Origin of the sequence: Stappia sp. (assembly GCF_965276915.1) — a bacterium.
GTDB lineage: Bacteria > Pseudomonadota > Alphaproteobacteria > Rhizobiales > Stappiaceae > Stappia.
This window is the reverse complement of record NZ_OZ255709.1, coordinates 874,306-886,697: the sequence shown is the minus strand read 5'-3', so window position 1 is coordinate 886,697 and position 12,392 is coordinate 874,306. Positions and strand designations below refer to the sequence as shown.

12 protein-coding genes are annotated in these 12,392 nt (G+C 65.4%); 1 reads left to right on the top strand and 11 read right to left on the bottom strand.

The window, feature by feature from the left end; all coding sequences use genetic code 11:
• The 11 genes from ACQY46_RS04100 to ACQY46_RS04050 all read right to left on the bottom strand — a co-directional run bounded on the left by ACQY46_RS04100 (position 1) and on the right by ACQY46_RS04050 (position 11,208).
• Positions 1-978, bottom strand: a complete 978-nt coding sequence (locus ACQY46_RS04100; protein WP_428699029.1) for an ABC transporter substrate-binding protein — start codon at positions 976-978, stop codon at positions 1-3.
• Between the two features lie 34 nt (positions 979-1,012).
• Positions 1,013-2,089 (bottom strand): ABC transporter permease, encoded by a 1,077-nt coding sequence (locus ACQY46_RS04095; RefSeq protein ID WP_428700408.1) that lies wholly within the window; start codon positions 2,087-2,089, stop codon positions 1,013-1,015.
• Positions 2,090-2,190: 101 nt separating this feature from the next.
• A complete protein-coding gene (locus ACQY46_RS04090) occupies positions 2,191-3,111 on the bottom strand; it encodes an ABC transporter permease (protein WP_428699028.1) in 921 nt (306 codons plus the stop codon).
• Positions 3,108-3,668: a hypothetical protein gene (locus ACQY46_RS04085; RefSeq protein WP_428699027.1), complete on the bottom strand. Its 561-nt coding sequence runs from the start codon at positions 3,666-3,668 to the stop codon at positions 3,108-3,110. The genes ACQY46_RS04090 and ACQY46_RS04085 overlap by 4 nt, the downstream gene beginning before the upstream one ends.
• Positions 3,658-4,464: an ABC transporter ATP-binding protein gene (locus ACQY46_RS04080; protein WP_428699026.1), complete on the bottom strand. Its 807-nt coding sequence runs from the start codon at positions 4,462-4,464 to the stop codon at positions 3,658-3,660. Before ACQY46_RS04080 ends, ACQY46_RS04085 begins: the two co-directional genes overlap by 11 nt.
• 129 nt (positions 4,465-4,593) lie before the next feature.
• Entirely contained in the window at positions 4,594-6,051 is a 1,458-nt protein-coding gene (gene hydA / locus ACQY46_RS04075) for a dihydropyrimidinase (protein WP_428699025.1), read from the bottom strand.
• A gap of 77 nt (positions 6,052-6,128) precedes the next feature.
• On the bottom strand, positions 6,129-6,761 hold the full coding sequence (locus ACQY46_RS04070; protein ID WP_428699024.1) for a LysE family translocator: 633 nt from the start codon (positions 6,759-6,761) through the stop codon (positions 6,129-6,131).
• A gap of 29 nt (positions 6,762-6,790) precedes the next feature.
• Positions 6,791-8,050 (bottom strand): Zn-dependent hydrolase, encoded by a 1,260-nt coding sequence (locus ACQY46_RS04065; protein ID WP_428699023.1) that lies wholly within the window; start codon positions 8,048-8,050, stop codon positions 6,791-6,793.
• Between the two features lie 11 nt (positions 8,051-8,061).
• Positions 8,062-8,349, bottom strand: coding sequence for a cupin (locus tag ACQY46_RS04060; protein ID WP_428699022.1), 288 nt, complete (start codon positions 8,347-8,349; stop codon positions 8,062-8,064).
• A gap of 6 nt (positions 8,350-8,355) precedes the next feature.
• A complete protein-coding gene (locus tag ACQY46_RS04055) occupies positions 8,356-9,852 on the bottom strand; it encodes a CoA-acylating methylmalonate-semialdehyde dehydrogenase (RefSeq protein ID WP_428699021.1) in 1,497 nt (498 codons plus the stop codon).
• A 30-nt stretch (positions 9,853-9,882) separates the two neighbouring features.
• Positions 9,883-11,208, bottom strand: coding sequence for an aspartate aminotransferase family protein (locus ACQY46_RS04050; RefSeq protein WP_428699020.1), 1,326 nt, complete (start codon positions 11,206-11,208; stop codon positions 9,883-9,885).
• A gap of 482 nt (positions 11,209-11,690) precedes the next feature.
• Between ACQY46_RS04050 and ACQY46_RS04045 the strand changes: the two genes are divergently transcribed.
• Entirely contained in the window at positions 11,691-12,389 is a 699-nt protein-coding gene (locus tag ACQY46_RS04045; protein ID WP_428699019.1) for a TetR/AcrR family transcriptional regulator, read from the top strand.
• The last annotated feature ends 3 nt before the right edge of the window (positions 12,390-12,392 follow it).

The window sequence follows — 12,392 nt, the reverse complement described above, 5'->3', positions numbered from 1 at the left end:
TCAGAGCTTGTCGGTCACCACGGTGGTGGTGGCGCCCGAGGGCTCCTTGGTGATCACCGGGTCGGAACCTCCGCCCAGCAGCGTGTTCACCGTGCGCTGGTAGTCCTCCATGTCGAGACGACCATCGGAGCCTTCCGTCAGCTTGTTGATCTCGCGGACCATGCGCTTCTGGTGGGTCTCGGTCTGCGCACCGGTGGCATCGTTCTCCAGAACGATGTCGGCTGCCTCGTCCGGATTCTCGCGGGCATAGTCCCAGCCCTTCATGGAGGCGCGAACGAAACGGGCCATCCTGTCGACGAAGGCCGGATCGGAGAGCTTCTCCTCGACCACATAGAGACCGTCTTCAAGGGTCGCGACGCCCTGATCCTCGTACTTGAAGAGCACCAGCTCGCTCTCCGGGATGCCGGCGTCGATGACCTGCCAGTACTCGTTGTAGGTCATGGTCGAGATGCAGTCGGCCTGCTTCTGCAGCAGCGGGTCGACGTTGAAGCCCTGCTTGAGGACCTTGACGCCGTTGTCGCTGCCATCGGTCGGAATGCCGAGCTGGCTCATCCAGGACAGGAACGGATACTCGTTGCCGAAGAACCAGACGCCGAGCGTGCGGCCGCGGAAATCCTCCGGCTTGGTGATGCCGGTTTCCTTCAGGCAGATCAGCATCATGCCCGACTTCTTGAACGGCTGGGCGATGTTGACGAGCGGCACGCCGCGCTCGCGACTGGCCAGCGCCGAGGGCATCCAGTCGACGATCACGTCGGCACCGCCCCCGGCGATCACCTGCGGCGGGGCGATGTCGGGACCGCCCGGCTTGATCGTGACATTGAGGTCTTCCTCGTCATAGAAGCCCTTGTCCTTGGCGACATAATAGCCGGCGAACTGGCCCTGGGTGACCCATTTGAGCTGCAGCGTCACGTCGTCGGCCGCATGGGCCGGCCCGAAGGCAAAGGCAAGCGCTGCCGCGGCAAGCAAAGTCTTCTTCATGTCCTACTCCCTCTGGTGTGGCTGCCGCCGCCCGTTATCCCCGGACTGACGGATGCCAGAACGTGACCACCCGTTCGACGAGGGTCACCAATCCGTAGAAAAGAGATCCGGCCAGCGCCGCTACGGCGATCGAGGCCCAGACCATGTCTACATTCATCCGCCCCACCTCGGTGGAGATGCGGAAGCCCATACCGACGATGGGCGTGCCGAAGAATTCGGCAACAATGGCCCCGATGAGGGCGAGCGTCGAGTTGATTTTCAAGGCATTGAAGATGAAGGGCATGGCCATCGGCAGGCGCATCTTGACCAGCGTCTGGCGATAGTTTGCCGCGTAAGTGTGCATCAGGTCGTGCTGGATGCGGTCGGCGGCGGCAAGGCCGGTGACCGTGTTCACCAGCATCGGGAAGAAGGTCATGATGATGACGACGGCCGCCTTGGACGGCCAGTCGAAGCCGAACCACATGACCATGATCGGGGCGACACCGATGATCGGCAGGGCCGAGACGAGATTGCCGATCGGCAGCAGGCCGCGGCGCAGGAACGGTACCCGGTCGACCAGGATGGCGACCAGGAAGCCCGACCCGCAGCCGATGGCGTAGCCGACCAGCACGCCTTTCAGGAACGTCTGTCGGAAATCCGCCCACAGGATCGACGGCGAGGCGAGGAGCCGGGTCCAGATGTCGTCTGGCGCCGGCAAAAGCACCCTGGGAACGGCGAAACCCACCACCAGAACCTGCCAGAGGATCAGCAGCCAGACGCCGAAGGAGAGCGGAATGGCAAGCGACACCAGCCGGCGTACCAACAGGTTGCGCGGCGACAGGGCCGCCATTTCCTCCACCGAGAGCCATGCCATCGCCCAGGCAACCGCGACATAGGCCCAGAAGCCGTGACCGGCCATGCCCGGATGGCGGCCGATCAGGGCGATCAGGGCGAAGGCCAGCCCGTAGGAGACGCCGGCAAGCGCGAGAACCGCGAGGGGTCCGTGGAAGAAGCGGAACCGGTAGGGCGTGAGCACGAGGACCGCGGCCAGCGCCGAAACGGCCAGGAACGGGCTTTCGAAAAGGCCCAGAAACGCGGCCTCGCCGGAAATCAGCGGCAACATGCTCGCCATCACCGCGAGGACGAGGGCGGCGGTCGAAAGCAGCCGTGTCACCGGCGACAATTTCGCGCCCATGCCGAGCGAGTCCGGTCCGCCTGGAAGCTGTGCCGTGTTCATTGCCCCATCCCCATGCGCTTCAGGACAATCCTCTCGGCAACCCCGATCAGCGCCACCAGCGAGGCGGCGATCACCGCGGCGACGATCAGCGCCGACCAGATCTGAACCGTCTGGCCGTAATAGGATCCGGCGAGAAGCCGGGCACCCAGCCCCGCCACCGCACCCGTGGGAAGCTCGCCGACAATGGCGCCGACAAGGCTCGCGGCGACGCCGACCTTCATCGAGGCGAAGAGATAGGGCGCGGCGGAGGGCAGGCGCAGCTTCCACAGTGCCTGGGCGCGGCTTGCCGAATAGGTCTTCATCAGGTCGAGCTGGATCGTCTCGGGCGAACGCAGGCCCTTCACCATGCCGACGGTGACAGGGAAGAAGGAGAGATAAGTCGAGATCATCGCCTTGGGCAACAGGCCGGAAATGCCGATCGCGTTGAGCACGACGATGATCATCGGCGCGATGGCGAGGATGGGGATCGTCTGCGAGGAGATCACCCAGGGCATCAGGCTCTTGTCGAGCACGCGGCTGTGCACCACGCCGATGGCCAGGACAATGCCGAGCCCGGTGCCGAGGACGAAGCCGAGCAGCGTCGAGGAGAGCGTGATCGAGCTGTGATAGATCAGGCTGCGCTTCGAGGTCACGGCCTTGTTGGCAGTGGTCTCCCAAACCTCGACGGCGACCTGATGCGGCGACGGCAGCACGGGCCGGTCCTGCGACAGCGTGTCGGCGACAAGCTGTGCGAGCGAGGCATCCTCCGCTCCGCCGCGCTTGTAGATGTCGCGCTGGAACGGCGTGTTGAGCAGAACGGCGGCGAGATACCAGATCGCAATGATCGCCGCGACGACAACGATCACCGGCCCGGCCGTTCCCTGCATCAGGCCGGCCATGGGCGAGCGGGAAGGTGCGGAAAGCGCTGCCGAACTCATGGGGTCCCCTCCTCCCGTTCCATCCGCGCCAGAATCGCGCCGCGCAGGGTCTCGGCCTGCTCCAGCGTCACACCGGACACCAGCCGCTGCGCCGCAGCCTCGCCAATCTTCACCTCGAGGCCGTAGCCTGGCCAGTCGACCGGCTTGGTCTTGGCCTTTCCATATTCCGTTTGCAGCGTCGAGACGCGCGACAGCGCGTTGAGCGGCCATTTTCGGGTCGGCCCCAGCGGCACTGTCCCGATGCCGGGAAGCACCAGCATCGAGGCTGCCTCGACCTCCCTGCCGAGACGCAGCAGAACCACGCGGAAATTCACCCGCACGAGTTCGAAAAGCATGTAACCGACGAGACCGAGCATCAGGAGCGCGACAACATCGGCATGCGCCGTGACGTAGGTCGCCGTTGCCCCGCCAAGGAGTACGACGGGAACGCCACCAATGATCGTGGCGGCGGGCTTCTGACTGGAAGCAACCGTGAAGAGATCGCTTTCGCCCTCACGCTCGTGGCGCATGGCGGTCGAGTGCCATCCGATCCGGTTGCGCGCCGCCTCAATCATCATAGCTGTGCCCCGCCCTCAAGCCTTCGCGAACGCGGTGGGCGATCTTCAGAAACTCCGGCGTCTCGCGGATGTCGAGGGTGCGTTCGCGCGGCAGGTCGCTCTCGATCACGTCGTAGATGCGGCCCGGACGCGGGCAGAGCACCACGATCTTGGTCGACAGGAACACCGCTTCGGGGATCGAATGGGTGACGAAGACCACCGTCTTGCTGGTCTTGGCCCACAGTTTCAGCAGCTGCTCGTTGAGATGGTCGCGGACGATCTCGTCGAGCGCGCCGAAGGGCTCGTCCATCAGGAGCAGGTCCGGGTCGAAGGAGAGCGCCCGGGCGATGGACGCGCGTTGCTGCATGCCGCCCGAAAGCTGCCAGGGATACTTGCGCTCGAAGCCGGACAGATTGACCAGCTCCATGTTGCGGCGGATGCGCTCTTCCCGCTCGACCTTGGAAAAGCCCATGATTTCCAGAGGCAGGGCGATGTTGTCGGCGATGGTCCGCCACGGGTAAAGGGCGGCCGCCTGGAAGATATAGCCATAGGCGCGCTTCAGCCGCGCCTCGTCCGGCGTCATGCCGTTGACGGAGATCGAGCCACCGGTCGGCGTCTCCAAGTCGGCGATCACCCGCAGAAGCGTGGTCTTGCCGCAACCGCTCGGCCCGATGAAGGAAACGAAATCGCCGGCATCGATCCTGAGATCGATGTCGGAAAGTGCATGAACCGGACCGTCATTGGTCTCGAAGGTGAGCGAAAGCTTGGCGATGTCGATGACGGGCGATGCCGCCTCTTCCGCTGGCTGTGCTTGCATTCCGGCACTGTCTCCCTCGATCCGCGGCCGCATGCCCCGCCGCCGCTGTCCTGCCTTGTCAATCCGTCCGCCTGCCATGTCAGGAGAGCAAGGAGCGGGCCATTTTGACCAGCGGCCCGCCCTTTCCCCTCACACGCCGCTTTGCGGAATACCGGACCGCTCCACCTTGCGCGGCGCGGTCAGGTCCTTCCAGGTCGACAACGCCCTGTTGACCGCCTGGAACGGCTGGCGCGCGACGAACTCTCCGTGGCCCTCGCGGGTCTTCACCGCGCCGTCGTCGATCGCCACCTCGCCGCGGGTCAGCGTGAAGCGCGGCAGGCCCTTCACATGCTTGCCCTCGAACACATTGTAGTCGATGGCCGACTGCTGGTTCGACGCGGAAATCGTCTTTTCCTTCGCCGGGTCCCAGACGACGATATCGGCATCCGCCCCGACCAGGATCGCACCCTTTTTCGGGTAGATGTTGAGGATCTTGGCTATGTTGGTCGAGGTGACGGCGACGAACTCGTTCATGGTCAGCCGGCCGGTGGCAACGCCCCGGGTCCACAGCATCGGCATGCGATCCTCCAGGCCACCGGTGCCGTTGGGGATCTTGGTGAAATCGCCAAGGCCCGTGCGCTTCTGCTCCGTGGTGAAGGCGCAATGGTCGGTCGCCACCACCTGCAGCGTGCCGGCCTGCAGGCCGGCCCAGAGACTGTCCTGGTGCTTCTTGTCGCGGAAGGGCGGCGACATCACGCGGCGTGCGGCATGGTCCCAGTCGGCGTTCCTGTATTCGCTGTCGTCGAGCGTCAGGTGCTGGATCAGCGGCTCGCCATAGCAGCGGATGCCGTTCTGCTTGGCCCGGCGGATCGCCTCATGCGCCTGCTCAGAGGATGTGTGCACCACATAAAGCGGCACGCCGGCCATGTCGGCGATCATGATCGCCCTGTTGGTGGCCTCGCCCTCCACTTCCGCCGGGCGCGAATAGGCATGCGCCTCCGGGCCGTTGTTGCCCTCGGCCATCAGCTTGGCCTGAAGCTGGGCGACCACGTCGCCGTTTTCCGCATGCACCATCGGCAATGCGCCGAGTTCTGCACAGCGCTGGAAGGACGCGAACATCTCGTCGTCATCCACCATCAGCGCGCCCTTGTAGGCCATGAAATGCTTGAAGGTGTTAATGCCCTTGTCGCGGACGACCGTCTCCATGTCATTGAAGACCTGCTCGCCCCACCAGGTGACCGCCATGTGGAAGGAATAGTCGCAATTGGCCCGTGTCGACTTGTTGTCCCACATGGTCAGCGCCTCAAGCAGCGACTGGCCGGGCGCCGGCAGGCAGAAGTCGACCACCATGGTGGTGCCGCCGGCAAGCCCGGCGCGGGTGCCGCTTTCGAAGTCATCGGCCGAGTAGGTGCCCATGAAGGGCATTTCCAGATGCACATGCGGGTCGATGCCGCCCGGCATCACGTAGCAGCCGGTGGCATCGAGCACCTCGTCGCCGGAGAGACCTGCGCCGATCTCGACGATGCGACCGCCCTCGATCTTCACATCCGCTTCGTAGCTCAGGTCCGCGGTGACGACCGTGCCGCCCTTGATCACTTTGCTGGCCATGTCTGGTTCCCCTCGTGTTCCGGTGTGTCTGGTCGCCAGGATCCCGTGGCTCCCGACCGTTCCTTCCGTTTTTGCCCCTACGGCTCGTAGGTCGCCAGCCTGGCGCCGAAGCCGAGGAACACGACCCCCGTGACGCCCTTGATCCAGCGCTGGAACGTCCCGCCCCGCGCCGCCGCCGCAAGTCTCGAAAAGGCCATCACCATCAGGCTGAACCAGACGAGATTGAGCATCGAATGGATAAAGACCAGCGTGAACGTGTTGGCCGGCGTCGCCAGTCCGGGCGGCAGGAATTGCGGGAAGGCCGCCAGGTAGAACATCGAGACCTTCGGATTGAGCGCGTTGGTCAGCAACCCCTCCCAGTAGGCGATGACGAGCGTGCGCCGACGCCGCGCCGGGGAGATGTCGGTCGGGGCAATGGTGCCGCGCCATGCGTCCCGCAGCGCCTTGAGGCCGATCCAGCACAGATAGGCGGCGCCCAGCATCTTCACGGCGAAGAACAGTTCCGCAGAGCGGACCAGAAGGACCGAAACACCGAACACCACCAGCGCGCCATGCAGGTAGAAGGCGGTGATGAAGCCGGCGATATTGGCAAAGCCGGCCAGCCGGCCCGAGGTCGGCACCGTGCGCGCGATGAGCACGCCGTTGGGGCCCGGCGACATCACCAAGAGCCCGGCAACCGCGACGAAGGAAAGCACTGTCGAAAGATCCATCAACCTGTCCTCAGTTGGCGCCGCGGCGCCTATTCCGTGATTTCCGCCGCTTCCAGCACCGCATGCAGCAGCACGTCGGCGCCGGCCCGGGCCCAGTCCTTGGTGATGTCCTCCGCCTCGTTGTGCGACAACCCGTCGACGCAGGGGCACATGATCATCGCCGTCGGGGCGACCTTGTTGACCCAGCAGGCATCGTGGCCGGCACCCGAGATGATGTCCTGATGCGAGTAGCCGAGTTTCTCGGCCGCATTGCGCACCACCCTGACGCAGGTCTCGTCGAAGGTGACCGGGTCGAAATGACCGGCGACCTCGATGGTGACCGAAAGTCCCAGGTCCTCGGCGATCTTCGGCGCCTTCTCCTCGAACTCCGCCTTCATCGCGTCGAGCGTCTCCTGGTCGGGCGAACGGAAATCGATGGTGAAGACCACCTTGCCGGGAATGACATTGCGCGAATTGGGATGGACGTCGCAATGGCCGATGGCGCCGACGGCGCGCGGCTGGTGCCGCATGGCGATCTCGTGCACGAGTTCCGTCATGCGCGCCATGCCAAGCCCGGCGTTCCTGCGCATCGGCATGGGAGTCGAGCCGGTGTGGCTGTCCTTGCCGGTGACCGTCACCTCCAGCCACCACAGGCCCTGGCCATGGGTGACGACGCCGATATCCTTGCCCTCTGCCTCCAGGATCGGCCCCTGCTCGATATGCAGCTCGAACATGGCGTGGATCTTGTCCTTGCGCGCCCCGACCTCCTCATCGCCGACCCAGCCGACGCGCTTCAACTCCTCGCCGACGGTCTTGCCGTCCGCGTCCTTGCGGGCATAGGCCCAGTCGAGATCGTGAACGCCGGCAAAGACACCGGAGGCGAGCATGGCGGGCGCGAAGCGCGTGCCCTCCTCGTTGGTCCAGTTGGTGAGCACGATCGGCCGGCGCGTCCTGATATCGAGGTCGTTGAGGGCGCGGATGACCTCGAGCCCGCCCAGAACGCCGAGCACGCCGTCATATTTGCCGCCCGTCGGCTGGGTGTCGAGATGCGAGCCCATATAGACCGGGTCGGCGTCCGGATCGGTGCCGGGCCGCGTCATGAACATGTTGCCCATCGTGTCGACGCCCATGGTCAGGCCGGCCGCCTCGCACCAGGTCTGAAACAGCTTGCGACCCTCGTTGTCGGCATCGGTCAGCGTCTGGCGGTTGTTGCCACCGGCAACGCCGGGGCCGATCTTCGCCATCTCCATCAGGCTGTCCCAGAGCCGGTCGGGATCGATCCTGAGATTCTGGCCCGGTGCTGCTGCCATGATGCGCGCTCCTATTTCAGTTCGGTTTCGATGAAGGACATCGTCGCCGTGCCCTCGTTGATGACGTTGTGCTCGACGCCCTCGTCGCGCCGGTAGACGGTGCCGGCCGGGACCAGCACCGAGCGACTGGCGCCGCCCGGCTCCTCCAGCAGCATGTGGCAGTCGGTCAGTGTCGTGATCACGTAGTCCAGCCCGTGGCGATGCCAGCCTGTCTCCGCGCCGGGCACGAAGTCGAAGCGGGTGACGCGCACCTTCGCATCATCGATCAGGGTCGTGGCCTCTGCCGTGGCACGGTGCATTGCTGATCACTCCATGTTCGGGAAGGTGTAGACCGCGCCGTCCTTGATGCCGGCGGGCCAGCGCGTCGTCACCGTCTTCAGCCGCGTGTTGAAGCGCACGCCTTCCGCGCCGTAGATCGCGTGGTCGCCGAACAGCGACCGCTTCCAGCCGCCGAAGGAGAAATAGGCGACCGGCACCGGGATCGGCACGTTGATGCCGACCATGCCGACCTCGATGCGGTCGGCAAAGGAGCGCGCGGCATCGCCGTCGCGGGTGAAGATCGCCGTGCCGTTGCCGTATTCGTGCTCGTTGATCAGCGTCAGGGCCTCCTCGTAACCCTTGGCGCGCACCACCGAGAGAACCGGACCGAAGATCTCCTCCCTGTAGATCGTCATGTCACGCGTCACCCGGTCGAACAGGGTGCCGCCGACGAAATAGCCGTTCTCGTAGCCCTGCAGCGAGAAACCGCGACCGTCGACGAGAAGTTCGGCGCCTTCCTTCTCGCCCTGGTCGATGTAGCCGAGCACCTTGCGCATATGCTGTTCGGTAACCACCGGGCCCATTTCGGCGTCCTTGTCGGTCGCCGGCCCGATCTTCAGCGCCTGGACGCGCGGCACGAGCTTTTCCACCAGGCGGTCGGCGGTCTCCTCGCCGATGGGAACCGCCACCGAGATCGCCATGCAGCGCTCGCCGGCGGACCCGTAGCCCGCGCCCATCAGCGCGTCGGCGGCCTGGTCCATGTCCGCATCCGGCATGACGATCATGTGGTTCTTGGCACCGCCCAGTGCCTGCACGCGCTTTCCGTGCGCGGTGCCGGTCGAATAGACGTATTCGGCGATCGGCGTAGAGCCGACGAAGGACACCGCCTTGACGTCCGGATGGGTGAGGAGGACGTCGACCGCCTCCTTGTCGCCATGCACGACGTTGAGCACGCCGTCGGGGAAGCCTGCTTTCTGAAAGAGATCGTAGACCACCATCACGGCGGACGGATCGCGCTCCGACGGTTTCAGGATGAAGGTGTTCCCGCAGGCGACCGCGATCGGATACATCCACAAGGGCACCATGGCGGGGAAGTTGAACGGCGTGATGCCGGCGACGACGCCGAGCGGCTGGCGGTCGGAATAACTGTCGATGGCGGGGCCGACATTGCGGGCGAACTCGCCCTTCAGCAGATGCGGGATGCCGCAGGCGAATTCCACCACCTCGATGCCGCGGGCGACCTCGCCGAGCGCGTCGTCATGGGTCTTGCCGTGCTCGGCCGAGACCGCCCGGGCAATGTCGTCTGCATGGGCGGTGAGCAGCTCCTTGAAGCGGAACATCATCCGCGCGCGCTTCAGGGGAGGCGTGTCGCGCCAGGCCGGGAAGGCCGCCTTCGCGGCGGCGACGGCCTCGGCGACTTCGTCGGCCGTCGACAGCGGCAGCGTCGCCGACTGCTCGCCGGTCGCGGGATTGAACACGCCCTGCGTGCGGGTCGAGCGGGAGACGGCACGCTGGCCGCCAATGGCATTCTCGATGGTGGTCATGGTCTGTCCCGGTCGGAGCTCGCTCCGGTTTCAGTCTAGGCTTTCCAGCACGTCGCGGATCGTGTCGACGAGCTGGTCGATATGCCCCTTCTCGATGATCAGAGGCGGCGACAGCGCGATGATGTCGCCGGTGGTGCGGATCAGCACGCCCGCCTCGTAGGCTTTCAGGAAGGCGGAGAAGGCACGCTTGGTCGGCTCGCCGGCGATCGGCTGCAGCTCGATGGCGCCGATCAGGCCAATGTTACGGATGTCGATGACATGGCGGGTGCCCTTGAGCGAATGCAGCGCGTCGGCCCAGTAGGGCCCGAGTTCCGCGGCACGGGTCAGCAGGCCCTCCTCCTCATAGGTGTCGAGCGTGCCGAGCGCGGCCGCGCAGGCGACCGGATGGCCGGAATACGTGTAGCCGTGGAAGAACTCGATCAGGTGCTCGGGCCCGGTCATGAAGGCCTCGTGCACATGGCTGGCGCAGAACACGGCACCCATCGGGATGACTCCGTTGGTGATGCCCTTGGCCGTCGTCACCAGATCCGGCGTGACGCCGAAATGGTCGACGGCGAAGGGCGAGCCAAGGCGGCCGAAGCCGGTGATCACCTCGTCGAAGATCAGCAGGATGCCGTGCTGGTCGCAGATGGCCTTCAGCCGCTCCAGATAGCCCTTCGGGGGGATCAGCACGCCGGTGGACCCGGCCACCGGCTCGACGATGACGGCGGCGATGGTCGAGGCGTCGTGCAGCTGGATCAGCCGGATCAGGTCCTCGGCATATTCGGCGCCGCTCTCCGGCTGCCCGCGCGTCCAGGCGTTGCGGGTGATGTCGTGGGTGTGCGGCAGGTGGTCGACGCCGCCCAGAAGCGTGCCGAACATCTTGCGATTGGAAACGATGCCGCCAACGGAGATGCCGCCGAAATTGACGCCGTGATAGCCGCGCTCGCGGCCGATCAGCCGCGTCCGGGAGCCTTCACCTCGCACCCGGTGATAGGCGATCGCCATCTTCAGCGCGGTCTCGACGGATTCCGATCCCGAATTGGTGAAGAACACATGGTCGAGCGGCGAGGGCATCAAGGCCGAAAGGCGCGCCGCCAGTTCGAAGGCATGCGGATGCCCCATCTGGAAGGCCGGTGCGTAGTCGAGTTCGGCGATCTGGCGCTGCACGGCTTCGGTGATGCGGGGCCGCGCGTGGCCGGCATTGCAGCACCACAGGCCGGCGGTGCCGTCGAGCACGTCGCGGCCGTCGGCGGTCTTGTAGAACATGCCCTCGGCGCCGACGAAGAGCCGCGGGTTCTGCTTGAACTGGCGGTTCGCCGTGAACGGCATCCAGAAGGCGTCGAGATTGTTGCTGGTAAGCGCCGGCTTCGACATGTTGCTCCTCCCCCGCCGCCCGTCCCGGTCGCGGGACGCGGCGCACCTCTAGTGACTGCATTCGGCCGGGCCGGATCCGCTGCCGGAGGCCTTGCGGGCCAGGCCCGCATGGCGCCCGGACGGCTCGTCACCGCCGGCCGGTTCCCGTACCCGGATATCGCGAGAGGACATGCGCCCCGCCTCGACGCGAATGCGTCCGGCGCGGCTGCGTGTTTCTGTTGCCCGGGCGGCCGGCTGCCCTGCTTGCGCATCGTGGCGGTCCGGCCGAAATCTGGAAGTGCGCGGCCACCGGTCTTGTTGGTCTGGCGCCGAAGGTCCGCTGCGTCTTTGCCATTGCGCCAGGCTGAAAAACCTGACCAAATGGTCAAATCGAGCCTAGGAAGGCTTGACCATCCGGTCAAGATCAATTTTCGGCGCGCCTGCCGAATTGGCAGTCACGGACGAAACGGTCTAAGCAATGGGCCAAGCAACGGCCAGGAGCGATGCGCGGCAGCGACAGGACACACAAGAGCGCCATCCGGGCGGAGAACGAGCGCGCGATCCTCAAGGCGGCCGAGGAAGTCTTCGCCGAAAGCGGCTTTCGCGGCGCCACCACCGGCATGATCGCCGACCGCGCGGGCATTCCCAAGGCGAACCTGCACTACTATTTCCCGACCAAGGAGGCGCTTTACCGCCGTGTCGTGGAGCACATTTTCAACATCTGGCTGGATGCCGCCAATTCCTTTGACGAGAGCGACGACCCGGTCGAGGCGCTGACCGCCTACATCTCCAAGAAGATGGACATTTCGCGCGAGCATCCGATGGGCTCCAAGGTCTGGGCCAACGAGATCCTGCACAAGGCTCCGGTGATCCAGGACTATCTTGAGACCACCTTGCGCGACTGGACAGCCTCGCGCGTTGCCGTGATCGAGCGATGGATCGCGGACGGCAAGATCGCCCCGGTCAATCCGCAATATCTGCTCTACATGATCTGGGCGACCACACAGCACTACGCCGATTTCAACCATCAGATCGATACGCTGAACGGCGGCCGGGCGCTCGGCGCGACCCAGTTCGAGGAGGCGAAGCAAACGGTGATCGGGATCATTCTGGCGGGGATTGGCGCCACCGCACCCGCGCTTGGCAGTGCAGCGGCACGGACCGCCCGCAACGGCGACGCAACCGCGCCGGCGGGAAGATAGGCA